This window comes from Microbacterium sp. MMO-35 (genome assembly GCF_037147555.1).
In the GTDB taxonomy this organism is placed as follows: domain Bacteria; phylum Actinomycetota; class Actinomycetes; order Actinomycetales; family Microbacteriaceae; genus Microbacterium.
Genome location: NZ_JBBCVH010000001.1, coordinates 691,536 through 715,823, shown reverse-complemented (window position 1 = coordinate 715,823; position 24,288 = coordinate 691,536). Strand labels below are relative to the sequence as shown.

21 protein-coding genes are annotated in these 24,288 nt (G+C 72.5%); 8 read left to right on the top strand and 13 right to left on the bottom strand.

The annotated features are described in order from the left end of the window. Positions 1-392: 392 nt before the first annotated feature. The 6 genes from WFJ01_RS03260 to WFJ01_RS03235 all read right to left on the bottom strand — a co-directional run bounded on the left by WFJ01_RS03260 (position 393) and on the right by WFJ01_RS03235 (position 4,600). Positions 393-1,082: a response regulator transcription factor gene (locus tag WFJ01_RS03260; RefSeq protein ID WP_336628182.1), complete on the bottom strand. Its 690-nt coding sequence runs from the start codon at positions 1,080-1,082 to the stop codon at positions 393-395. Positions 1,083-1,241: 159 nt separating this feature from the next. Then, complete coding sequence (locus tag WFJ01_RS03255; RefSeq protein ID WP_336628181.1) at positions 1,242-1,916, bottom strand: hypothetical protein; 675 nt, start codon at positions 1,914-1,916, stop codon at positions 1,242-1,244. Beyond that, positions 1,909-3,033, bottom strand: a complete 1,125-nt coding sequence (locus WFJ01_RS03250; RefSeq protein ID WP_336628180.1) for a hypothetical protein — start codon at positions 3,031-3,033, stop codon at positions 1,909-1,911. Before WFJ01_RS03250 ends, WFJ01_RS03255 begins: the two co-directional genes overlap by 8 nt. 155 nt (positions 3,034-3,188) lie before the next feature. Further along, the gene (locus WFJ01_RS03245) at positions 3,189-3,500 is read right to left on the bottom strand and encodes a hypothetical protein (RefSeq protein ID WP_336628179.1); all 312 of its coding nucleotides are present in this window, start codon (positions 3,498-3,500) and stop codon (positions 3,189-3,191) included. 55 nt (positions 3,501-3,555) lie between these two features. Then, the gene (locus WFJ01_RS03240) at positions 3,556-4,323 is read right to left on the bottom strand and encodes an ABC transporter ATP-binding protein (RefSeq protein WP_251444054.1); all 768 of its coding nucleotides are present in this window, start codon (positions 4,321-4,323) and stop codon (positions 3,556-3,558) included. A gap of 16 nt (positions 4,324-4,339) precedes the next feature. After that, complete coding sequence (locus tag WFJ01_RS03235; protein ID WP_251444051.1) at positions 4,340-4,600, bottom strand: hypothetical protein; 261 nt, start codon at positions 4,598-4,600, stop codon at positions 4,340-4,342. Positions 4,601-4,802: 202 nt separating this feature from the next. On the opposite strand from WFJ01_RS03235, the gene argG reads away from it, so the two are divergent. Continuing rightward, positions 4,803-6,251, top strand: coding sequence for an argininosuccinate synthase (argG, locus tag WFJ01_RS03230; RefSeq protein ID WP_336628178.1), 1,449 nt, complete (start codon positions 4,803-4,805; stop codon positions 6,249-6,251). 118 nt (positions 6,252-6,369) lie between these two features. Here argG and WFJ01_RS03225 read toward each other — a convergent pair whose 3' ends face one another. After that, the gene (locus tag WFJ01_RS03225) at positions 6,370-7,041 is read right to left on the bottom strand and encodes a class I SAM-dependent methyltransferase (protein WP_336628177.1); all 672 of its coding nucleotides are present in this window, start codon (positions 7,039-7,041) and stop codon (positions 6,370-6,372) included. A gap of 205 nt (positions 7,042-7,246) precedes the next feature. Between WFJ01_RS03225 and WFJ01_RS03220 the strand changes: the two genes are divergently transcribed. The 4 genes from WFJ01_RS03220 to WFJ01_RS03205 all read left to right on the top strand — a co-directional run bounded on the left by WFJ01_RS03220 (position 7,247) and on the right by WFJ01_RS03205 (position 12,023). Continuing rightward, positions 7,247-7,915, top strand: coding sequence for a TetR/AcrR family transcriptional regulator (locus WFJ01_RS03220; protein WP_336628176.1), 669 nt, complete (start codon positions 7,247-7,249; stop codon positions 7,913-7,915). Continuing rightward, entirely contained in the window at positions 7,912-8,844 is a 933-nt protein-coding gene (locus tag WFJ01_RS03215) for a hypothetical protein (protein WP_251444039.1), read from the top strand. The genes WFJ01_RS03220 and WFJ01_RS03215 overlap by 4 nt, the downstream gene beginning before the upstream one ends. Then, positions 8,841-10,736, top strand: coding sequence for a YhgE/Pip domain-containing protein (locus tag WFJ01_RS03210; RefSeq protein WP_336628175.1), 1,896 nt, complete (start codon positions 8,841-8,843; stop codon positions 10,734-10,736). The genes WFJ01_RS03215 and WFJ01_RS03210 overlap by 4 nt, the downstream gene beginning before the upstream one ends. Positions 10,737-11,264: 528 nt before the next feature. Next, a complete protein-coding gene (locus WFJ01_RS03205) occupies positions 11,265-12,023 on the top strand; it encodes an alpha/beta fold hydrolase (protein ID WP_336628174.1) in 759 nt (252 codons plus the stop codon). 37 nt (positions 12,024-12,060) lie between these two features. Here WFJ01_RS03205 and WFJ01_RS03200 read toward each other — a convergent pair whose 3' ends face one another. Then, the gene (locus tag WFJ01_RS03200) at positions 12,061-13,557 is read right to left on the bottom strand and encodes a glutamate-cysteine ligase family protein (RefSeq protein ID WP_292882193.1); all 1,497 of its coding nucleotides are present in this window, start codon (positions 13,555-13,557) and stop codon (positions 12,061-12,063) included. Positions 13,558-13,620: 63 nt separating this feature from the next. On the opposite strand from WFJ01_RS03200, the gene WFJ01_RS03195 reads away from it, so the two are divergent. Further along, entirely contained in the window at positions 13,621-14,175 is a 555-nt protein-coding gene (locus WFJ01_RS03195; RefSeq protein WP_336628173.1) for a 4'-phosphopantetheinyl transferase family protein, read from the top strand. Here WFJ01_RS03195 and WFJ01_RS03190 read toward each other — a convergent pair. Then, on the bottom strand, positions 14,120-14,704 hold the full coding sequence (locus WFJ01_RS03190) for a cysteine hydrolase family protein (protein ID WP_336628172.1): 585 nt from the start codon (positions 14,702-14,704) through the stop codon (positions 14,120-14,122). The two genes, WFJ01_RS03195 and WFJ01_RS03190, sit on opposite strands and share 56 nt — an antisense overlap. Positions 14,705-14,758: 54 nt before the next feature. Here WFJ01_RS03190 and WFJ01_RS03185 point away from each other — a divergent pair, with 54 nt between their 5' ends. After that, positions 14,759-15,211 carry a MarR family winged helix-turn-helix transcriptional regulator gene (locus WFJ01_RS03185; RefSeq protein ID WP_336628171.1) on the top strand — a complete coding sequence of 151 codons (453 nt, stop codon included), beginning with the start codon at positions 14,759-14,761 and terminating at the stop codon, positions 15,209-15,211. 5 nt (positions 15,212-15,216) lie between these two features. Further along, positions 15,217-16,632, top strand: coding sequence for an MFS transporter (locus WFJ01_RS03180; RefSeq protein WP_336628196.1), 1,416 nt, complete (start codon positions 15,217-15,219; stop codon positions 16,630-16,632). Positions 16,633-16,638: 6 nt separating this feature from the next. On the opposite strand, the gene WFJ01_RS03175 is transcribed toward WFJ01_RS03180, so the two are convergent. From WFJ01_RS03175 to WFJ01_RS03160, 4 genes are all read right to left on the bottom strand, one after another. After that, positions 16,639-17,343 (bottom strand): GNAT family N-acetyltransferase, encoded by a 705-nt coding sequence (locus WFJ01_RS03175; RefSeq protein ID WP_336628170.1) that lies wholly within the window; start codon positions 17,341-17,343, stop codon positions 16,639-16,641. Between the two features lie 127 nt (positions 17,344-17,470). Continuing rightward, on the bottom strand, positions 17,471-18,859 hold the full coding sequence (locus WFJ01_RS03170) for a M1 family metallopeptidase (RefSeq protein WP_336628169.1): 1,389 nt from the start codon (positions 18,857-18,859) through the stop codon (positions 17,471-17,473). Positions 18,860-18,920: 61 nt separating this feature from the next. Beyond that, complete coding sequence (locus WFJ01_RS03165; RefSeq protein WP_336628168.1) at positions 18,921-22,895, bottom strand: Pls/PosA family non-ribosomal peptide synthetase; 3,975 nt, start codon at positions 22,893-22,895, stop codon at positions 18,921-18,923. Between the two features lie 109 nt (positions 22,896-23,004). After that, entirely contained in the window at positions 23,005-23,937 is a 933-nt protein-coding gene (locus WFJ01_RS03160; protein WP_442928028.1) for a type IV toxin-antitoxin system AbiEi family antitoxin domain-containing protein, read from the bottom strand. Positions 23,938-24,288 lie beyond the last annotated feature (351 nt).

Below are 24,288 nucleotides of genomic sequence, written 5' to 3'. Positions count from 1 at the left end.
GCCACCGGAAGGACACTTATCGCGACCCGAGCGGATCCACCGCCCCCGCAGATCCCTTCAGGTCGCGATTCCTCCCTCCAGGTCGCAGTTTCGGCGCTTCCCCAGCCACCGGAAGGACACTTATCGCGACCCGAGCGGATCCACCGCCCCCGCAGATCCCTTCAGGTCGCGATTCCTCCCTCCAGGTCGCAGTTTCGGCGCTTCCCCAGCCACCGGAAGGACACTTATCGCGACCCGAGCGGATCCACCGCCCCCGCCGATCCGATCCACGGCCGGCACGAATCCATTCGCGACGCTGATCCGGATCGGAATCCGCCCCGCCCCGCCCCGCCCCGCCCCGGAAGCTTCTCCTGCCGCGCCTGGGCCACGACGCGGGCCCAGAACCCCGGGGGTCAGATCCGCTCCGGGATCCGGCCCAGCGCGCGCAGCACCACCTGCAGCCGATCGCGCACCTGCCACCGCGTCATGACGCGACCCAGATGGGCCTTCACCGTCGCCTCGGAGAGATGCAGATTCGCCGCGATCTCACGGTTCGTCATGCCCCGCATCAGCTGCCGCACGATCTCGCGCTCCCGCGGCGCCAGCGAGTCCAGGTCGGCGCGGTCGGCCGCGACGGCGCGACTCGGGCAGTGCACCACGTGATCCACGAGGTCGCGCAGCACCCGCCTCGACGCGATGACGTTGCCACCGGCCGCCTCGACGATCGCATGCACCAGTTCGCGCGGGTCGGCGTCGCTTCCGACCACCCCCTGCACGCCGACCTCGAAGAGCTCCCGCACGCGACCGAACGGCTCCGCCGGCGCGATCACGATGACGCGCGCCACGGACGTCGCTGCGGCGAGCGCCGCGAGGATCTCCTCATCAGGACCGCCGGCGCGCGTGAGATCGAACACGATGATCGGCGGATCCCCGCTCCGATCGCCGCGATCGCGGCAGATCGCCGTCGCGTCCCCGATCGACCCCCTCTGCTCGACCGATCGGCCGAACTCGGCCGAAAGGATCGTCGACAGCCCGGATGCCATCAAGCCATTGCCTGAGACCACGACGATCGGCGCGTCTCGAAGCTCGGTATCCACGTTCATGGAACCCCCTTCTCACAGTACAGGCATCTGTACTGTGAGAAGGGGAGGAACCCGTCCCTGTGGACAACGGTTCGGCGCCGCCTGCGAGACCGCGCCCCGCAGAGCACAGCCCGCGGGGCCGCGCCCCCGTCGCGCGGGGGCGCCCGCGCTCCGCGGAACTCACCGGCCGCGGATGATGGCCCGGAGGGTCGCGCCGTCGCCGGCCGGGAGCGCGAGCCCGGCCACATGCCCGGCCGCGATCAGGGTCACCATCAGCACGGCCGCCGGCGCCAGGGCGAACAACGGCCAGCCGAGGGACGCCGCGACGAGAGGCGCGAAAGGCCCGGCGAGCACGACCCGGAGGTCGGCGCTACGGCGGCCCGAGAGCCGCACCACCCGGCACGACGCACCTCTCACCGTCAGCACCGCCGGCGCCGTCCTGCCGACCAGGATCCGATACGCCAGCACGTGCCCGAGCTCGTGCACCAGCACCGAGCCGATCAGCGCGAGGCCCGTCAGCGACAGCGCGATCAGGGCCAGGAACCCCGCGCACACCCCGACGAGGAGCGCCGCTGCGAGCACGGCTCCGATCAGCCCCATCCCCGTGGCGAAGAACCGCAGGCACATCCCGGCCGCGGCCAGGACGCCGGAAGGCAGCCGCCGCGACCGCGTGGTGAACCAGGGCGGCAGCCGCCAGCGGCGTCCGGCGACGTGCACGAAGAGCTCGTCGCTGCAGAGCCCGAGAGCGACCGCCTCCGGATCCGACTCCCGGATCCGGAGGCCCAGCGCCGGGCACTCGAGGAAGCCATCGGCCTCGCCGACCCCGCTCCGGGTGATGCGGCGGACCTCAAGCACGCGCCGGGTCCTGCACGCGCTGGCGCACGGCGACGACGGCGAAGAGGCCCGCGAGCAGGACGATCGCCGCGAGCACGATCACGCGATCCGTTCCCGGGGCGGCGACCGTCGACACCCAGCCTGCCGCGAGCGTCGCCGGCATGTAGATGAGGGCGACCAGGAACCCCGCGGCGGTCGCCGACAAGGGCTGCTCCTCGCTGTACGGCACCACGGCGCCGCCGAGCAGGCCCGCGACGAGACCCAGGGCGCACCGCAGCAGGATGTCGGGGAGCTGCATCGCGGGGACGAGGCCCAGCAGCAGCACCGCGAGCAGGATCGGCGCACCGAGCACGGCTCCGGAGAGCGCCGCCGCGAGCGCCTTGGGCCACAGCAGCGGCACGGCATCGCCGCCCGCCAGCCGCGCCACCCAGTGGGTGCGGATCGTGCGCCCCACCGCATGCACCGCCAGCACGAACGGCAGCACGGGCAGCGCTCCGGCGAGCGCGGGCACGATGATCCCCGCGGCGGGGACGGTGACGGCGAGCACCCAGACGGCCGCCGCCCCGAGCGGCAGCATGAGTGCGGCGACGACGAACTGAGGGTTGCGGATCGCGATCAGCCCCTCCGCCCAGAGCTGACCCCACCACGGCGTACGACGGAGCGGACGGGTGCCGCGGAGCAGTCGCACCGAGGTCCGCGGAGCCCCGGGCACGTGGTGACGGGACACGAACCAGAGCAGGCCGGCCGCCACCAGAATCCAGAGCACGACGAGCGCCGCAGACCACCCGTCCGGAGCCACCGCGGTGCGGGCGAAGACCCGCGACGGCAGCAGCTCGCCGATCCCGTCGCCCCCCGATCCGGAGCGGCGCAGCGCCAGGATGTCGGGTGCCGCGACGGCGAGCACACCGGCGAACGTCAGCACTCCCGCCACCGTAGAGGCGTAGGGGAGCGGCAGCCGCAGCCGCTTCATCCCGACGGACTGCAGGCCGGAGAAGACCGCGACCGCGGCGAGCATCATGCTGAGCAGCAGCAGCGCGTAGAGCACGAGGCCGCGCGCCATGCCGAGAAGATCCGGGCTCGTCCGCACCAGGACGACCACCGAGGTGCTGCTCAGGGCCGCGCTGGAGACGAGACCCATCGCCAGCACCGGCACGAGCTGCCCGAGACATGACGACGACGGAGCTCCCGGCGGCGACCGTGACCGTCCGCGTCGTCGTCCCGAGGATCTTCGCGACCTCCCTGACCCAGAGCTTCAGGACGACGGCCGACACCATGCTCAGTTCGCGCACGGAGTCACCCCGCGTTCTCCGCCTGCTGCCGCGCCTGGCGGGACCTCCGCCCGGCGAGCGTCCGGATGACGACATACAGCGCGGCGACGACGAGCACCCCGACCCCGATGCCGACCGGCTGCGGCACGAAGTTCAGCGCGGTCGCGTTGTTCTCCGCCGAACGCCAGATCCTGATGACCCCGGGGATCACGACATCTCCGGCGGTGCTGAACGCCATCGCCAGGGCCGCCGCGATGGCGATGAACATCACGCACACGCCGAGCACGAGACCGGTGAGGCAATGCAGGAGGACCTTGAGACCGAAGGGCATCGGCATGCACTTCCTTTCGAGATGCGGCGGACGGTGGGCTGCCGTTCACCGGTCGGGCGGATCAGAGGAAGACCGACGCGAGCTGCTCCGCACGCAGCGCCGCATCGCCCGCGCGACCCGTCACGCGCAGGAAGACGTCTTCGAGGGTCGCGCAGCCGTCGGTCTGCGCGACCAGTCGCGCCGGCGCACCCGCCACGACGATGGATCCCCGGTCGAGGATGGTCACCTCATCGCAGTCGCGCTCGGCCCGGAGCATGTCATGGGTCGCCACCAGCACGGTGTGCCCGCCTTCCGCATAGGCGAGGAGGAGACGCCGCACCCCCAGCGCGGCGTCGGGATCCAGCCCGCGGAAAGGCTCGTCGAGGATGAGCAGCGCCGGCTCGTGCATGACCGCGGCGATGAGCTGGAGCTTGCGCTGCATGCCGTGCGAGTACTCGGCGACGGCGACGCCGAGGTCATCCGCGATGCCGAGCATCTCGGCGAGGCTCGCTGCGCGGGCGGAGTCGTCCCGTCCGCGCAGCGCATCGTGGAACCGGAGGAACTCCCCGCCGGTCAGGGCACCGGGGAGGGGCAGGTCGTCGGGAGCGAATCCCACCCCTCTCCGGCTCGCCTTGTCCTGCACGTCGACGCCGACGATGCGGACGCGGCCCCGATCCGGGCGGATCAGCCCGGTGACGATGTGCAGCGCAGTGGTCTTGCCGGAGCCGTTCGGACCGAGCAGCCCGTGGATCCTCCCCGGACCGACCTCCATAGAGAAGTCCCCCAGCACGGTCCGCGAGCCGTAGCTCTTCACGAGCGCCTCCGCGCTCAGCACCGCCTCCGCCGCCATCGCCGTCACCTCGCGCCTAGGAGGCGCAATAGACCTTCCACGTGCCGCCGGACGTCCAGGACGGCATGTCCAGTGCCGGCCAGCCCCCCTGATTGCGGCAGTAGATGAACCACGCGGTCATCAGCCCCAACGCGATCACGATGGCGATCGCGATGACGATGAGCCAGACGTAGCTGTCCCGACGGACCACGAGCAGACCTCGGATCCGCTCCTCCCCCGCCGCGACGGCCTCGGCCACGCGATTCTGCAGCAGTGCGGTCGCTTCCATCACAGACATACGACCCTCCCTCCGTTCTCTGCACCCCTCCATGGGCTGCATCTGCAGAGTAGGGATCGACGAGACGGAGCCGCTTCGCCCATTCGTCTCGACCGGTGAGACTTTCGTCGCCCCTTCGGCAAACTATCAGGTACCCGGGCAAAAGAACCCGCGCGCCCGCCTCGCCGTCATCGGGTCCAGGGCCGCCGATAGACTGGACCCCATGTCCAAGGTCCTCCAGTCCCTGCCCGTCGGCGAGCGCGTCGGCATCGCCTTCTCGGGAGGCCTCGACACCTCCGTGGCGGTCGCCTGGATGCGCGACAAGGGCGCCGTGCCCTTCACCTACACGGGCGACCTGGGGCAGTACGACGAGGACGACATCGCCTCGATCCCGGGCCGCGCGCTGGAGTACGGCGCCGAGGCCTCGCGGCTCATCGACTGCAAGACCGCGCTGGTCGAAGAGGGCTTCGTCGCCCTCAGCTGCGGGGCGTTCCACATCCGCTCCGGCGGCAAGACCTACTTCAACACCACGCCGCTGGGCCGCGCCGTCACCGGCACGCTGCTCGTGCGCGCCATGAAGGAGGACGGCGTCGACATCTGGGGCGACGGCTCCACCTACAAGGGCAACGACATCGAGCGGTTCTACCGCTACGGCCTGCTCGCCAACCCCCGCCTGCGCATCTACAAGCCGTGGCTCGACGCCGACTTCGTCACCGAGCTGGGCGGGCGCAAGGAGATGAGCGAGTGGCTCGTCGCGCACGGCTTCCCCTACCGCGACTCCGCCGAGAAGGCCTACTCGACCGACGCCAACATCTGGGGCGCCACGCACGAGGCGAAGACCCTCGAGCACCTCGACGTCTCGCTCGAGACCGTCGACCCGATCATGGGCGTGAAGTTCTGGGATCCGTCCGTCGCGATCGACACCGAGGACGTCACGGTCACGTTCGATGCCGGCCGCCCGGTCGCGATCAACGGCGTCGAGTACACGGATCCGGTCGCGCTCGTCATGGAGGCGAACACCATCGGCGGCCGCCACGGCCTCGGCATGAGCGACCAGATCGAGAACCGCATCATCGAGGCGAAGTCGCGCGGCATCTACGAGGCGCCCGCCATGGCGCTGCTGTTCATCGCCTACGAGCGCCTGGTCAACGGCATCCTCAACGAGGACACCCTCGCGACGTACCACGAGCAGGGCCGCCGTCTGGGCCGCCTCATGTACGAGGGCCGCTGGCTCGAGCCGCAGTCGCTCATGCTGCGCGAGTCGATCCAGCGCTGGGTCGGATCCACGATCTCCGGCACCGTCACGATCCGCCTCCGCCGCGGCGACGACTGGACGATCCTCGACACCGTCTCGCCGAACCTGTCCTACGGTCCGGAGAAGCTGTCGATGGAGCGCGTCGGCGACGCCGCCTTCGGCCCGGTCGACCGGATCGGCCAGCTCACGATGCGCAACCTCGACATCGCCGACTCGCGCGCGCGTCTGGAGCAGTACGCCGGCCTGGGCCTGGTCGGCGGCGCGACGGGCGAGCTCGTCGGCCGGGTGACCGCGGGTGAGGCGAACGAGATCACCGAGTCGGTCGAGGGCACGACCCTCGCCGAGACCGAGGAGGCCCTCGCCGACGCCGTGGACGCGGCCAGCGAGGGCGCGGCCTTCGACTCCGGCACCGACTGACCGCGGGCGGCATCGGCCGCCGTGAACGACCGGTTCCCGCTCGCCGCCCCCGGAGCGGGTCGACAGCGGCCCGCCCCGCGACGGGAGCCGTTCCGGGCATCCTCGGGGAAGGGCGGCGTCACCCTGCTGCCACCACGGCGGCCGGAGGCACCAGCAGACCACCGGGGCGCCCCCGCGGCCCGGGGCGCACGCGCCGGACGCGGAGACCGCACGCGCGCAGGAGCACCTCGTCCCGGGAGGCCCGCCCGTAGTCCAGCACGATGAGACTCCCCCCGCGCGCGAGCACCCGCGCCGCTTCCCGGAGCAGTTCCTCACGTGCGCGATCCGGGATGCTCGACAGCTGGAGCGTCACGAGCTGGAACTGCCCGTCCCGGTACGGCAGGCGGCATCCGCCCGCGAACGAGGTGGTCCCCCCGATCGTCGTGGTCGCCGTGGGGAAACGCGACGCCAGCATGAGACCCACGTGCTCGGGCGTCGCTCCGACCGTCAGGATGCGCGCATCGTGCTGCAGGCGCACCCCGCCGATCAGGCGCGCCCACAGCAGCACCCCTCCCGGCCCCTTCGTGTACCAGAACGATCGCAGCAGGCACGCGGCGGCGAACGCGGCGAGCACGAGAGCGGCGTGCAGCGCCCAGGCCTGCGACCCGAGGGCGGATCCGCCCACGAGGAACAGCGCCATGAGGACCGCGAGAAGGGCCAACGTGACGGACCTGCGTCCGACCGCCCCGGCGACGCGGCCCGCCCGAGACGAGACGCCGAAGCCCGACCGCCCTGGATCCATGGAGATCACGGCTCCACGGTAGGCAACGGATCCCTGAACCCGCGCCCGCTCGAGTCCAAGATCGTCGTCCGCCACAACGGGTGTTGGCCTGCGACAAGATCCGCGGGCCTCCGACCGGCCGAGCGGCGCGACCAGTCGGGCCCCGGGGCGTCCCGGAGCCGGTCCATCTCCGTAACTTGCACAGCACTGTGCAAGTTAGCGGTACACTTGTGCTGTGACAGAAACGACCGCTCCCCGGCGCCAGCGCCGCGACGCCGCAGAGAACCGCGCCGGCATCCTCGCCGCCGCCTCGCAGACGCTCGCCGCGGACCCGCACGCCTCCGTCGACCAGATCGCGCGCGCAGCCGGCCTGAGCCGGCGCGCCCTGTACGGGCACTTCGACGATCGCACCGCGCTCGTGCACGCGCTGGTCTCCGCCGGGGCGGCACGCTTCAACGCGATCGCGCAGCGGGTCGACGATGCCGACAGCCGCATCGCTCTGGCGCGGCTCACCGCCGACCTGTGGCGCGAGGCCGCTCACGTGCAAGTCGCCGCCGCCATCGCCCTCGACGAGGCGCACGTCGAGGAGACCGCGGCCGCGCTCGCCCCGCTGCGGCGCGTGCTGGCCGCGCTCGTGCGGCGCGGACAGGACGACGGCGAGCTGCGGCAGGACATGACCGCGCCGACGCTCGCCCGGCTCATCGAGGAAAGCGCACGCACCGTGGTCACCCGCACCGACGCCTCCTCGCCCGTCGCCGCGGGCATCGCCGTGCGGGCGGTGCTCAGCATCGCCGGCCTCGGCTGGCGGGAGATCGACGCGCTGCTCGCCTCCCACCCGGGACTCGCGGCGACCGTCGCGCCCGATACGCTTGCCACGATTCCCGCCGAGGAGGGCCGCGCATGAGGATCGCCGTGCACGAGGTCAGCAAGGGCAAGAAGGGCCACGCGCTGCCCACCACATCGCTCGAGATCGAGACGGGCCACGCCCGGTTCGTGCTCGCCGAGACCGAGCTGCGGCCCACGGTGCTGGGGCTCATCGCCACGGGCCGCATGCGGCCCGACACGGGCGAGGTCACGATCGACGGCACCCGCAACGACCGCGACCTGCGGCGCCGGATGGCCCTCGTCGACGCCCCCGAGGTCAGCGACCCGCACCCCGGAGTGACCCTCGCCGCGGTCGTGGGCGAGGAGCTCATGTTCGCCGGTCTCCCCGCCACCCCGCTGCACGCCCGGCGCTGGCTCGAGCAGATCGGCTTCGCCGAGCTCGCCACGCAGCCGATCGGCACGATCAAGCCCTCCGTGCGCGTGCGCGTCATGGCCGAGCTCGCCGTGCTGCGCGACGACGTGGAGGGGTTCGTGCTGGTCTCCCCCGACCGCCACGGCGGACGCCCCGAGGGATGGTGGCGCATCGCCGCGGAGTTCGCCGAGCGCGGCTTCGCCGTGCTCGTGATCGTCGGCGGATCCGCGGCCGCCGTCATCGAGCGACTCCCGGAGGCGCTCGAGACCGACTATCCGTCCAACGCGACAGTGCCGGTGCGTCCGCTCGCCGACGTGACCGGCTCGACGGCGGTGATGGCGGCGGATCCGAGTGAGGACCTGCTGCCCCCGGTGGACGTCGAGCAGGCACCGGCGGAGCCGGAGCGGGAGGAGACCCCGCCACCCGACGAGCGGCGCGTTTCGTCTCAGGCGCCTGCGGGGTCTTCGCTCGACGACCCCGAGGAAGACCCGGCGCCCTCGCTCGATCCCGAGGAAGACCCGCCGTCCTCGCTCGATGACCCGCAGGATCCCCCCGCCCACACCCCCACCGAGACCGAGAACGGAGCCGAGCGATGAAGATCCCCGCGATGATCGGCGCAGAGCTCCGCCGGCTGACCGCGTCACCCATGGCCGTGATCGCGCTGATCGCGCTGATGGCGGTGCCGATCCTGTACGGCGGCCTCTACCTCTGGGCGAACCAGGACCCGTACGGCAAGTTCACCGAGGTGCCGGTGGGTCTCGTGGTCGAGGACACCGGCGCCACGTCGGGCGACACCACCACGAACTACGGCGAGAAGGTCGCCGACAACCTCGTCGAGGGCAAGGCGTTCGACTGGCAGCGCCTGAGCGCCCCGGCCGCACGCGCCGCGCTCAAGAACGGCGACGTCGACTTCACGGTGACGATCCCGAAGACGTTCTCCGAGGCGCTGCTGTCCTCCTCCGGCACGAGCCCCCATCAGGCGCGGATCGAGCTCGAGACGAACGACGCCAACAACTACCTCGCGTCGTCGATCGGATCCGGCGCGGTCGAGAAGATCCGGCGCTCGGTCGCCGAGATGGTGGGCCAGGAGGCGGCCGACAAACTGCTCACCGGACTCAGCGACGTGCGCGACAAGCTCGGCGAGGCCGCCGACGGCGCCGGAAAGCTCTCGGACGGAGCGAACACCGCGGTCTCCGGCAGCGGTCAGCTCGCCGACGGGACCACCCAGCTCGCCGACGGGGCCGCACAGCTCGCGGGCGGCACGGCCCAGATCGCCGACGGCTCGCAGCAGCTCGCCGACGGCGCGGCGACCCTGGCGAACGGCGCGCAGCAGGTGAGCGACGGCAACCAGCAGATCGCGCAGTACGCGAACGAGGCCGGATCCCTCGTGCAGCAGGCGACCGACGCCCTGCCCCAGGTGCGCAGCGACATCGCCGCCGCCCTCGCCGACCGCGGACTCTCGCCGTCCGAGATCGACGCGGTGCTCGCGAAGCTGGATCCGCTCGGCGACAAGCTCCGCAGCGGCAACGACACCGTGCAGGGCGCGGTCGGCAAGATCGACCAGCTCGCCGACGGTAGCGCCCAGGTGGCGTCGGGCAGCGCGACGCTCGCCGACAAGTCGCAGCAGCTCGCGAACGGCGCCCAGACCGCGGCATCGGGCGCCGCGACCCTGAGCTCCGGCGCGGCGAGCGCGCGCGACGGCGCGAAGGCGCTGCACGACGGCCTCGGCACGCTCGCGAACGGCATCGTCACCCTGCGGGACGGCCTCGCCGCCGGCGTCGACGCGATCCCCGCGTCCACCCCCGAGCTGCGGTCCGAGCAAGCCAAGACCATCGCGAACCCCGTCGACGTGTCGAGCGACAAGGTCGCCGCGGCGAAGGACTACGGTCAGGGCCTCGCGCCGTTCTTCGCGGCGCTGGCCGGCTGGATCGGCATCTACGCGCTGTTCCTCATCATCAAGCCGATCTCACGGCGCGCGGTGACCGCGCTGCACTCGCCGATCCGGATCACGCTGGCGGGGTGGCTCACGCCCGCCGCCTTCGGCGCTCTGCAGATGCTGGGCCTGCTGGGTGTGCTGGCGTGGGCGCTCGGGTTCACGTTCCAGAACGGCTGGGGCGCACTCGGGATCATGGTGCTCGCCTCGGCCACCTATGCCGCGATCATCCTGGCGCTGAACGTGTGGCTCGGATCCGTCGGGCAGTTCATGGGACTCGTGCTCATGGTGCTGCAGCTGGTGACGGCGGGCGGCACGTTCCCCTGGCAGACGCTCCCGACGCCGCTCACCGCCCTGCACCACGTGCTGCCGATGGGCTACGTCGTGGACGCGATGCGCCAGCTCATGTACGGCGGCCAGGTGGGCCGGGCGATGACCGATCTGGGCGTCCTCGGGATCTGGCTGGTCGGATCCCTGCTGATCGCCATGATCGGCGTGACGAGGATGACGCACAAGCGCACCCTGCGCGACCTGCAGCCCAGCCTGATCGGCTGAGGCACGGCGCCGCTCGCCACGGTGGGGCGGGGCAGGCCGGGGGCGCGGGTCGGGCGGGCGCCGAGGTGGGCGGCGCCGGCAGCGCGGTTGGGTGCGCCCCCGGCGCCGGACTCGCGGTGGCCGCACCGGCGCCGGACTCGCGGTGGCCGCACCGGCGCCGGACTCGCGGCCGAGCACAATTCAGGCTGGACAACGGCGAAACGGCAGTTCAGCCCTCCGTTCCGGCGCGGCGCAAGATCCAGCCTGAGTTCGGCGCGGGTGCGTGCGGCGACCGGCTCGGGCGGGTGGGGCCGGCGGCCGGATCCTCAGGCGGTCCAGGCGACGTCGGTGGCCTGCCGTCGGCCGACCGCATTCAGGCTGGACGTCCGCGTAAGGGCGCCCCGGCCGTCTGTTTCGGGTCTCCGCGCGAGTCTGGCCTGAATTCGGCATGCGCCGCGGGCGCGCGGGCCGGGCGCGCGGGCCGGCAGCGCGGGCCGGCAGGGCGGGTCGGTAGGGCTCCTCCTCCGCCCGATGTGATGAGGTGGTGAGGTGAGCACTCCCGATCTGACGCCGGCGCTCGACGGCGACGTCCTGGCGTTCACGGACGGTTCGTCGACGCTGATCGCCGAACACGCCGGATCCGGGTCCGACGCCTTCCTGCTCGTGCACGGTCTCGGCATGGGTCGCAGCGTCTTCGCCGATCTGGCGCGCCGGCTCGACGGGAGGGTCGTGGCCGTCGACCTCCCCGGGTTCGGCGCGGCTCCGGAGCCCCGACGTCCGCTCACGATGCCGGGGCACGCCGACCTGATCGCCGCGCACCTCGCGGCAGCGGGCGTGCCGCCGGTCACCGTGATCGGCCACTCGATGGGCAGCCAGGTCGCGGCCGAGCTGGCCGTGCGCCATCCCGACCGGGTGCGGGCGGTGGTGCTCGCGGCGCCGACGGTCGACGCCGGCGCCCGTCGTGTGGCGCGGCAGGCGCTGCGCTTCCTGCGCGACACCGCCTCGATCGACCCCCGTGTCGTGGCGCGCGGCGTACGGGAGTATCTGCGGGCGGGCCCGCACATCATCCGCAAGATCCGCGCCACGGTCACGCACGACCCCGACGAGGTCTATCCGCGGATCGCCGTGCCGACCCTCGTCCTGCGCGGCGTGCGCGACCCCGTCTGCCCGCCGGTGTGGACCCGCACCGTGGCCGACGCGATCCCGCGCGGCGAGTTCGCGGAGATCCCGGGATGCGGGCACGAGACGATGATCCGCGATGCCGGCCCCGCCGCCGACCGGATCCGGAAGTTCCTCGCAGGGCTCTGATGCGCGCGGCACACGGCGTGCACCCGACGCCGGCCGGTCAGTGCTCCCAGGTGTGCACCGGATCGCCCGTGTGCATGTGCTCCAGGTAGTCGGCGAGCATGCCGTGCAGCGCCTGGGACCGGGTGGCCCCGGCGCGCTCGCGCGCGGCGACGTTCTCACGCTGCCACACCGCGCCGTTGCGCCCGGTCAGGCAGCGCTGCTCGATGATCCCGAGATAGCGGTCGCGCTCGACCGGATCCACCCCGTAGCCGTCCAGCCCCTCGGAGGCGAGGGCGAGCAGGCGCCGCAGCACCAGCTCGCGCGGGCCGATCCAGCCCAGCTCGGGCCAGTACAGGCGCGATTCGATGCCGTCCCGCGCCGCGGCGTGCAGGTTCTCCTCCGCGGCGTCGAAGGTCATCTGCGTCCACAGCGGACGATCGGCCTGCGCGAGCGCGTGCACGAGCCCGTAGTAGAACGCCGCATCGGCGAGCACGTCCACGATGCTCGGGCCGGCCGGCAGCACGCGGTTCTCGAGCCGCAGGTGGTAGCGATCGCCGTTGCCGTCGTAAATCGGACGGTTCCAGCGGTAGACCGTGCCGTTGTGCATGCGCAGCTCGGCGAGCGCGGGCGTGCCGCCGCGCGCCAGCACGGCGAACGGATCCTCGTCGGTGCTGACGGGCAGCAGCGCGGGGAAGTACCGCGAGTTCTCCTCGAAGAGGTCGAAGATCGACGTCACCCAGCGCTCCCCGAACCACACCCTCGGGCGCACGCGCTGGTTCTTCAGCTCGACCGAGCGGGTGTCGGTCGCCTGTTCGAAGAGCGGGATCCGGGTCTCGTGCCAGAGGGCCTTCCCGGCGAAGAAGGGCGAATTGGCGGCGAGCGCGACCTGCACGCCCGCGATCGCCTGGGCCGAGTTCCAGTACGCCGCGAACTCCGCGGGATCCACCTGCAGATGCAGCTGCACCGAGGTGCACGCCGCTTCGGGCAGGATCGTGTCGCAGACGATGTCGAGCGTCTCCCGTTCGGCGCCGTCGCCGAGCGCCGGTCCGTCCAGGCGCAGCTCGATGTCCTCCCCTCGGGCGGCGAGGATCTGCTGGCTGAGCAGGTCGTATCGCGGATCCGCCGACAGCCATTCCCCGGTGAAATGATGCTCGTCGAGGGTCGGCAGCATCCCGATCATGGCGAGGCCGCACCCCGTGCTGCGCGCCTTCTCGTCCGCCGCGTTCAGCGAGGCGCGCAGCGAGTGCTCCAGGTCGGTGACGCTGCGTCCGGCGAGCGGGCGGGGCTCGACGTTGATCTCGATGTTGAACTGACCGAGCTCGGTCTGGAACGCCGGGTCGGCGATCGCGTCGAGCGCCGCGGCGTTCGCCATCGCCGGATCGCAGGCGTCGTCGACGAGGTTGAGCTCGATCTCCAGACCGAGCCGCGGTTCCGCGATCTCGAACTGCCCGTCGGCGAGCATCATCGCGAGCGCGTCCAGGCAGCGCGCGGTCTTCTCGCGGAACTCCGTGCGGTCCTGACGGGTGAACACCCGTTCGTCGACATGGTCTCCCATGGCGAGAAGCTACTCGCCCCGGGCCCGCCGCGTCGAGGACGGATTCCGCCTTACGCTGATCCCGTGCAGCAGACGATGGTCGAGGGGGTGCGCGTCGCCTGGGCGCGCTCGGCCCCCGACGACCGCCGCGAGACCGCGAGCACCCTGATCGGCGCTCTGGCCGCCGAGCTCGCCCCGGGTTCCGACCTGAGGATCGAGCACCGCTGTCCCGTCTGCGGCGGACCGCACGGACGGCCGGTGGTGCTGGAGGCTCCGGTGCACGCCAGCGTCGCCTACGCGGACCCCTGGGTGGTCGTGGCGGTCGCCCCGGATCGGGAGGTCGACGCTCTCGGCATCGACGCGGAGGTCCCGGACACCGCGCTCGATCTCACGGCGCTGTTCGCACCCGCGGACGCCCCGGACCTGCGCGGCTGGACGGCGATCGAGGCCGTGCTCAAGGCCGACGGGCGCGGACTGCTCGTACCCCCGGATCAGGTGCTGTTCGCGCCGGACGGAGTCGCGTCGGTGCCCGGCGGCGGTGCGTTCCGGATCCTGCCGGTCCCCGCCGGTCCCGACCTCGTCGTCAGCCTCGCCCTGCGTCGCCGCCGCTCAGCCCCGACGCCCACTCGTCGACCGTGACCACGTCCGCCTGACGGGGGAACACCTTCTCCAGCAGCACCCGATGCACCTCCGGATCCTGATCCGCGCAGGCGTCCGAGAGCACCGTGAGCCCGAAGTCGTGGTCGGCCGCGTGGCGCACGGTGCTCAGCACGACCCCGCTCGTCGAGACGCCGGCGAGCACGAGGTCTGTCGCATCGAGCCCCCGCAGCAGCACGTCGAGGTCGGAGGCGAACGCGCCGTACCTCCGCTTGATGACGACGGGCTCTCCGGGGAGGGGTGCAAGAGCGGCGACGATCTGCGTGGCCTCGGCGTCCTCCCCCATGTACGGCGCCGTGGGCGACTGGCGGATCGCGCCGAAGGCCTTGTTGCGTGCGGCCGCCTCGGGGAAGCCCTCTCGGAAGGCGACGCGGACGAAGACGACGGGGATGCCCGCGGCGCGAGCGGCGGCGAGCGCGCGCTGCGCGTGCACGAGCACATCGGAGCCGCCTTCGGCGTAGCGTCCGGCGATGCCGTTCTGGAAGTCCATGAGCAGGAGTGCAGTGGTCACCTCAGGTCCTTTCGACCCTTAGACAGGTACAACTGTGCAGTTTAGACTGTTGATATGTCCGAGACCTCGCCCGCGACCGATGCATCCGCTGTGAGTGCGCGTCAGACCGCACTCGACCTCCGCGCCGTGGTCGCCCGGCTGCTCCGCCAGTTCCGCGAGGCCGGCGCCGACGAGACGATCACGCCCTCCCAGGCCTCGGCCCTGGCCCGGCTGGGCAAAGGCGGCGTCTCGACCGTGAGCGCCCTCGCGACGGCCGAGCGCGTACGGCCGCAGTCGATGGCCGCGACCGTCGACGCGATCGAGGCGCTCGGACTCGTCACGCGCAGCCCCGACCCGGGGGACGGGCGCCGGCAGATCATCGAGCTCACGGACGCCGGACGCGCCAGGATCGAGGGCCAGAGGGATGCGGCCGCGACCTGGCTCGAGCACGCTCTGGACGCGCTCGACGAGAGCGAGCTGCGCGTGATCTCCACCGCGACCGGACTGCTGGAGCGGATGCTCCCGTGATCCGGATGCCCGCGGCGCCGATCGGCGGGCCCGCGCCCGAGGGCCGCTTCGACCGGCGGCTGCTCGCCCCGATGATGGTGGGGTCGATCCTCAATCCGATCAACACGGCCATCATCGCCGTCGCGCTCACCCCCATCGGCCTCGCGCTCGGCGCCCCCGCCCGGGAGACCGTCTGGCTGGTGTCCAGCCTCTACCTCGCCACCGCGATCGGTCAGCCCCTCGTCGGCCGTCTCGTCGACATCTTCGGCGTGCGCTCCCTGTACCTGCTCGGCGCGGTGCTCGTCACCGCCGCGGGCGCCATCGGGCTGCTCGCGCCGGAGAACCGCGACAGCATCTGGTGGCTCGTCGCGGCGCGCGTCATCCTCGGCCTCGGCACCTGCGCCGGCTACCCCGCCGCGATGCACATGACCCGCGCGGAAGCAGACCGCACCGGCCTGGCATCGCCGGCGGGGATCCTCACGCTGCTCAGCGTCACGACGCAGACCATCGCCGTGATCGCGCCGGCGCTCGGCGGCGTGCTCGTGGGGGCCTGGGGCTGGCGCGCCACGTTCGCCGTGAACGTGCCTCTGGGGCTCGCGACGCTGCTGCTCGGCGCCCTCTTCCTCCCGCGCCGGACGGGCCTCGAGCCCGCCGTGCAGGATCGGCCGCGGATCGACGGGATCGGGATCCTCCTCTTCGCGGTCGCGATGCTCGCCCTCCTCGTCTTCCTGCAGAACCTCGCACCGACCCTGATCTGGCTGCTGGTCGTCGCCCTCGTGGCCGCAGCGGCCTTCGCGTGGTGGGAGCGCCGGATCCCGGATCCCTTCATCGACGTGCGCGTGCTCTGGGGCAACGGGCCGCTGCTGCTCAGCTACGTGCGCTCCCTGCTGACCGCGACCATCTCGTACACGTTCGTCTACGGCTTCACCCAGTGGCTCGAGGACGGCCGCGGCCTCAGCCCGACCGTCGCGGGACTGGTGCTGCTCCCGGTCTTCGCCACGGGGATCGCTGTCGCACTCGCCTTCGGGCGGCGACCCGAAGTGGCCGGCAAGCTGCTGGTCGGATCCGCCGCGCAGCTCGTGGCCGGGATCCTCGTGCTGTTCATGACCGGGTCTTCGCCGATCTGGTTCCTCGTGCTCGCGATGCTCGTGCTCGGCATCCCGCAGGGCCTCAACAACCTCGCGATCCAGAACTCGCTCTACTACCAGGCCGAGCCCGAGCGCATCGGGTCCTCGGCCGGCCTGCTGCGCACGTTCTTCTACCTCGGCGCGATCGTCTCCTCTGTGGTCTACGGCAACGTCTACGGCGCGCGGGCGACCACGGAGGGTCTGCACGTGCTCGGCTGGGTCGTGGTCGGGATCGCCACGGTCTTCCTCGTCCTCACCGTGTTCGACAGCTCGCTCGCGCGGATCGGGCGGGACGCACCGGACGCCGGGACCTGAGGCCGCTCAGCCCTCGGCGAGGTGCCTCCACCACGTGATGCCGGTGCCCACGCGGGTGAACCCGCACCGTGAGTAGAGGAGCTCCCCCTCCGGCGTCGCGTTGAGCACCGCCTCCCGGGCGCCGGACCGCGCCGCGGCCGCGCAGACGGCGGCGAGCAGCCCGGTTCCGAGGCCGCGCCGACGGAACGCCGGCCAGACCGCCATGTCGAAGACGCCGGCAAGGTCCCCGCTGCGGAAAGACCAGGCGCGCCCGGCGAACCGCTCCGACTCCGCGTCGCGGGCCACGGCGCACCAGGCGATCGCGGGCTCGATGCGGGCGAGGGCGAGCCGCTCCTGCTCGAATCCGCCGGCGAGGGATCCGGGTTCGCGGATCAGGGCGATCCGCGCGTCATCGTCGACCGGCGTCTCGGCGAGCGTCGCGGACATCCAGCACGGCGCCCAGCCCCGCTCGAACCCGGCCTCGGCCAGCGGCGTCTCGTCGACCTCCGCGCCGAGCCAGACCCCGACGATCCCCCGGCCCCGCTGCTCGGCCCGCGCGACCCCGCGCCGCAGCGCGTCGACCGTCGGCGCCTCCGGGAACAGGAGGTTCATGCCGTCCGGCCCGTCGGTCCAGACCAACCCGTCCTCGACCAGGCACTCGCCACCCAGCGTCTCCGCCCGGGCGCGGAACCACGCGGTCTGCACGCGCTCGCACTCCGCCACCGTCGCCACGATGTCCAGTGTGACCGGTTCCGGCTATCAGGCACAGCCCCCGCGGGTGGCCGGTGGGCTCACGTCTCGGCCCGCCCGGCCACGAGTGGTCGTCAACCCGCCTCGCCCGCCCGGCCACGCGTGCTCCTCAGCCCGCACCGCCCGCCCGCGGGGTCACGTTCAGCGCCTCGGTCACCGGAGCCGGCTCGACGGCCGCGATCCCCGCCGGCGGTTCCGGCAACCTCGGCAACGCGGTCGCGTCGAGCCAGGCGTCGAAGAAGGCCTCCAGCCGGCGGCCCGCGATCTCCGCGGCGAGCAGGCGGAAGTCGGCCGTCGTGGCGGTCGCCGCGGCGAAGCGCGAGGTCCACTCCCGCAGGATCCGGAAGAACGTCTCGTCGCCCACGGTGAGCCGCAGGGCGTGCAGCAGCAGGGCGCCGCGCTTGTAGACGCGATCGTCGAACATCAGCTCGGGACCGGGGTCGGAGAGCACCAGATCCTGCGGCTCGGCGGCGAGCGCCGCCCAGTGTCCGAGCGCCTTGGCGTGCGCACTGTGACCGCCGCTGCGCTCGGACCAGATCCATTCGGCGTAGCAGGCGAAGCCCTCGTTGAGCCAGATGTCGCGCCAGCGCTCCACGCCCACACTGTTGCCGAACCACTGGTGCGCGAGCTCATGCGCGATGAGGCGCTCCAGGCTCCCCCGCCCGTCGATGTGGTTCGCGCCGAACACGCCCATGCCCTGCGCCTCGAGGGGGATCTCCAGATCGTCGGCGGTCACCACGAGCCGGTACGAGGGCAGCGGATACGGCCCGAAGGCCTCGGCGAAGACCGCCATCATCTGCGGCAGCGGGGCCAGGTCCGCGTCCACCCGCGCGGTCAGCGCGGCCGGATGGAGCACCTGCCCCTCGACCCCCGCGAGATCCATGCCTCGTGCGACATACTTGCCGATCTGCACCGTCGCCAGGTAGGTCGGGGTGGGGGTCGGGCGCTCGAAGACCCAGGTGGTGCGCCCGCCCTTGGTCGCGGTGGAGACGGGCTCGGCCGCGGCGACCGCATAGCCCGGATCCGTCGTGACGGTGAGCCGGTAGGTCGCCTTGTCGCCCGGGTGGTCGTTGCAGGGGAACCACGAGGGTGCGCCGATGGGCTGCGAGGCGACGATCGCCCCGTCCTCCAGCTCCTCCCAGCCCAGCGTGCCCCAGCGGGTCCGCCGTGGGCGGGGAGCCCCGCCGTAGGAGACGGCGAGCTCGAACGGATCCCCCGGTGCGAGCTCGCGCCCGAACGCGACCTTGAGCTTGCGGTCGGTCTGGGTGAAGCCGATCCGGCCGCCCTTTCCCGCACCCCCGCGCGGGGCCTGCACCTTGGTCGCACGGAGGCCGACGAGGTCCAGCGAGATCGACTTCGTCGGCTCGAGCACGCGTCCGTGCACGAGCGCGACCCCGTCCAGCCGGTTGCTGCCGAGGCGGTAGTCGATCCTCAGGTCGTAGTGCTCGACGCGGTAGCGGCGGTCGCCGCTGTGCGGGGTGTAGTCGTCGGGGCTCACGGTTCCATGCTCACAGATCGCGGCGTGCGATGCGCGCCCCCCGCGCCCGCAGGAACGACGTTCATTCCGCGTCCTGGTAGGTGCGCACCTTGACCGCGCGCCACGGGCCGATCGGGTTGCCGCTCCAGCGGCTCCCCACCGGCACGGTCTCCCCGCGCATCACGAGTGACGCCGGGCCGACCGTGGCATCGGATCCGATGGTCGCCGCGGGCAGGATCACGCTGTGCGGGCCGAGGGTCGCTCCGGCTTCGAGGGTCACCGTGTCGATGCTCATCACCCGGTCGTGGAAGAGGTGCGTCTGCACCACACAGCCGCGGTTGACCGTGGCGCCGTCGCCGAGGGTGACCAGATCCGGCTCGGGCAGCCAGTAGCTGTCGGTCCAGACGCCCTTCCCGATCCTCGCGCCCAGCGAGCGCAGCCAGACGGCGAGCGCGGGCGTGCCCGCCGCCGCGTTGGCGAACCAGGGCGCGGCCATCATCTCGGTGAAGGTGTCGGCGACCTCGGTGCGCCACACGAAGCTCGACCACAGGGGGTGCTCCCCGGGGCGGATCGGCCCGACGAAGATCCACTTCGCGGCGGTCGCGAACCCGGCGGCGACGGCGCCGGCGATCAGCAGCACGACGCCGGAGAGCACCACCGTCCAGCCCAGGCCGACGCCTGTGGCGAGGGCGGCGAGCGTCAGCAGCACCGCCAGTCCCAGGGCGCAGGTGAGGATGACCGGCACGAGCCGGCACAGCTCCCACAGCCCGCGGGCGACCCGCAGGGCGGTGCGCGGGCGGTAGGTGCGCTCGAGGTCCGACTCGTTCACGACCCGGCGCAGACGCACCGGCGGCGAACCCAGCCAGGAGGAGCCCGCCTTCGCCTTGTCCGGCGCGACCGACAGCACCGCGACGAGGCCGTCCTTGGGAACCTTGTGCCCGGCGCCGGCCATCCCGGAGTTGCCGAGGAAGGCGCGCTTGCCGATGCGGGCCGCGGCGATCCGCATCCAGCCGCCGCCGAGCTCGTAGGAGGCGACCATGGTGTCGTCGGCGAGGAAGGCGCCGTCGTCGATCGTCGTCATCGAGGGGATGAGCAGCACGGTGGAGATCTCCACCTCCTTGCCGACCTTCGCCCCCAGCAGCCGCAGCCACGTGGGGGTGAGCAGGCTCGCATACAGCGGGAAGAGCAGCGTGCGGGCGGAGTCGAGCAGACGCTCGGTGGTCCAGGCCTGCCAGGCGATGCGCCCGCGGACCGGGTGGATCCCCTCGCGCAGCCCGATCGCGAGCAGTCGCGTGAACGCCACGACGAGCACCGCGAACACCAGTCCGGTGACGAGCACCGACGGCACGAGCCAGATCGCGAGTCCGGGGATCGCCGCGCCGATCGTCGCGGCCCCCCGCGCGCCCTGCACCAGCACCAGGGCGCCGAGGGCGAAGGCGATCACCGGAAGCAGTCCGAGACCCATGCTCGATGCGGCATATGCCCAGAGCCAGCGCCGCGGCGACGGCGGACGCTCGGGAGCCAGCGGGGCCGACTTGCCGCCCACCCGCACCGCGGGGGACCCGGCCCAGCGCTGGCCGGCGCGCACCCGCCCGAAGACGGCGGATCCGGGGGCCACCTCGGCGCCGCGCCCGATCCGCGTGCCCGGTGCGAGCGTGCTGCGGGCGCCGACCACCGCGCCCGCGCCGATCCGGATCGCCCCGATGCGCACGACGTCGCCGTCGATCCAGTAGCCGGAGAGGTCGACCTCGGGTTCGATCGCGGCACCCTGGCCGATCTCGAGCATGCCGGTGACGGGGGGAAGGGTGTGCAGGTCGACGTCGGGGCCGATCTTCGCCCCGAGTGCCCGCGCGTAGTAGCTCACCCACGGGGCGCCCGCGAAGCCGACCGGGTCGATCTGGTGGCTGACCTGCTCGGCGAGCCACAGGCGCAGGTGCACCCCGCCGCCGCGCGGGTGATCCCCCGCGCGCACCCCGGCGAGCAGCAGACGGGCGGCGACCGCGGCGACCGCCATGCGCCCGAACGGGGTCGCGAACACCACCAGGCCCACGACGAGCAGCCAGAGCGGTGCGGTCGGCAGCCAGCCGAAGCCCGGGACGAGCTGCAGGAGCGCGCTGCCGGTGAGCAGCCAGAGCACCCACCGGATGCCTCCGAGCACGAACAGCGGAACCCCGAGCACGGTCTGGATCCACTGCATCCGCCGCGGCGTCGGCCGCGACTCGTGGAAGTCGCCGGGCTCCGGCTCGTCGTCGCCGGCCTCGGCCTCGACCGCGTCGGCCATGCGGCGCAGGCGCGGCAGGTCGTAGACGTCGGCCATCGTGAACTCGGGCGCACGGGCGCGGATCCGGCTGACCAGCTGCGCGGCCGCAAGGGATCCGCCGCCGAGCTGGAAGAAGTCGGCGTCCTCGTCGAGCGGACGCACACCGAGCACGGCGAACCATTGCTCGGCGAGCCAGGCGGCGGTGCCGGTGAGGGTCGAGTCGTCGGCGTCGGGGTCGTTCAGCGGCCACGGCAGCGCGGCCTTGTCGACCTTGCCCGAGGTGCGCACCGGGAGGTCGTCCATGACCGCGAGCAGCGGGATGAGCGGCGCAGGGAGCGTCTCGGCGAGCTCGGCCCGTGCGGTCTGCCGGTCGAAGCCCTCGGTCGGCACGACATAGCCGACGAGCAGCGGGATCCCGCCCTCGCTGCGCTGCACCACCACCGTCGCGGCGGTGACCGCCGTGAGGTTCTGCAGCGCAGCCTCCACCTCGCCGAGCTCGATCCGCCGACCGCCGATCTTGACCTGGTCGTCGGCGCGGCCCTGGAACACCAGGCCCGCCTCCTCGTAGCGCACGAGATCGCCGGAGCGGTAGGCGCGCTCCCAGCCCAGCGACGGCATCGGCGCGTACTTCTCGGCGTCCTTCACGGGATCCAGGTAGCGCGCGAGACCGACGCCGCCGATCACGAGCTCACCGGCTTCGCCCTCCGCGACGCGGTTGCCCTCCGCGTCCACGACCGCGAGCTCCCACCCGTCCAGCGGCAGGCCGATCCGCACCGGCTCCCCGGCGCGCAGCGCGTCGCCGTCCATCTCCGCCGCGCAGGCGACGACCGTGGCCTCAGTGGGGCCGTAGGTGTTCCAGACCTCGCGGTCCTCCCCCACCAGGCGCGCGGCGAGCTCGGGCGGCAGCGCCTCGCCGCCGAAGATCAGCAGCCGCAGGTTCTCGATCGCGTCCTGGGGCCAGAGCGCGGCGAGCGTCGGCACGGTCGAGACCACGGTGATGCCGTGCCCGAGCAGCCACGGACCCAGATCCTCCCCTGAGCGCACGAGCGCGCGGGGAGCCGGGACGAGACAGGCGCCGTAGCGCCACGCGAGCCACATCTCCTCGCACGAGGCGTCGAAGGCGACGGAGAGACCGGCGAGCACCCGGTCGCCGGGGCCGATCGGCGCATCCTGCAGGAACAGGTTCGCCTCGGCGTCGACGAACGCGGCGGCGGAGCGGTGCGTCACGGCGACGCCCTTGGGCACCCCCGTGGAGCCGGACGTGAAGATGATCCACGCGTCGTCGAGCGGCATGGGCGGGGTCACGGTCGTGATCGCGACCGAGTTGGGGTGCGGCTCGTCTCCGCCGAACAGGCCGTCGCCCGCGACGCCGGCGGACGCGGATCCGGATCCGTCGTCCGTGTCTTCCGGGGAATCCAGGCCGCGGAACACGCCGCCCGCACCGATCACGCCGCGCACCTTCGCCTCGCCGAAGACGAGGTCGGCGCGCTCCTGAGGATCGTCGGCGTCGACCGGAACGTAGGCGGCGCCCGCCGCGAGGGTGCCGAGGATGGCGATGTACAGCTCCCGGCCGCCCGACGGCATGCGGATCCCGACCCGGTCGCCGCGCAGCACCCCGTGCTCCCGCAGGCGGGCCGCCGTGCGCCAGACCTGCGCGAGGAGCTCGCCGTAGCTGAGCGCGCCGCCCGCGTCCTCGATCGCCGAGGCGTTCGGATGCCGCCGCGCGGTGTCGACGAGGATGTCGATCAGGGTGCGGGGCGTCGCCGCGAGTGCGGCACGGTCGAGGATGTCTTGCATCGGGTTCCGTTCGAGCGGCTGCACGCGGGGCGCGTGCGCGCCCAGGGTACCGCGGGCGGGGAAACAGCAGGTGAAGCGGATCCGGTGGCCTGCGCACCCTCCGCGCAACTCAGGCCACATCGCGGATCCGGGCCTCGATCCGCCGTGTTTCTCCGGTTCTGCGATGCGGGACCTGAGTTGTGCGAGGACTGTACGAAGGCCGATGGGCGATCACCCGCTGAAGCTGCCGACGGAGCCAGCCCTGACGCTCGAAGGCGTCGCTGGCGATCACCCTCACCGTCACGTACCCGCGGGCGGCGGCCTCGAGGTCGCGTTCCCGGTCTCGCACCTGCTGCTCCCACCCGCCGTGATGGGCGCGACTGTCGCATTCGATGATCAGCCAGCCGTCCACCAGGAAGTCGACTCTGCCGACGTCGTCGATCCAGACCTGCAGCTCGACCGAGCAGTCCAGCCCGCGAAGGATCAGCCGCACCAGTGTCTCCGGCCCGGACTCGGCCCGGCCGTCCACGAGCCGCAGCAGGACGCCGCAGCGCGCGGGGAGCTCGGCGAAGATGTCCCGAAGGGCCTCCAGGTCGATGAGCCCGAGATGAAGAAGACTGTCCAGGGTGGCGATCGTCGCACGGGGGCTCTGACAGAGGACCGATTGCAGTATCGCATCCCGAAGACCGGCGGCATGCGTTCCCAGGGCCGGCCCGGACAGATCGCGCCAGTGCGCCACCTCCTGCGGGCCGCGTCGAGGAAGCCGCGCGGCATTCGGGGGCATGTGGCAATGAAGGCGCCGATCGTCCAGGACGAAGACACCCACGAGTCGCAGCAGCGACACGCAGGTCAGGCGGCCGCCGAGGCTCGCGGCCTTCGCCATCTCCGGGGGCGCGTCGGCCGAGGCGAAGACACCTCGACGCACACGGATGAGACGCCCCGACCGGACAGCGAGCTCGATGGCCGATCGCGTCCAACCCTGTGATCTCAGTTCGCGGGTCCGGAAGATGCAGGGATCCAGTCCGGTGGTGCCCGCCGGATCCGACGTTGTTGTTCGCAGCATTCACCGACCCTGGCGCAGAACGGCCCTCCGAAACCGGGTCATGAATAACTTCCCGCTCGCCGCCGATTGTGGAGGACGAACGAGCGCGCCCCTCTCCCGCGCACTATTCAGGCCCCGGTATCCGGAAACCCCGGAGAACGGCCACATAGGCCGCAAACCGAACGGTCCAGCCTGAATTGCGCGTGGCTCAGCCTCCGCACACCCGGAACCGCAGTCGCGTCGGCGCCACGCGCTCGCGCCAGCGGCGGTCCCGAGCGTCCGCTCCCGCACCGCGCCTACCGTCCGCACCGGCGGCCGGCTCGAGATCCCGGGCGCACAACTCAGGCCAGAACTCTGCATCGGCCCGCGCAG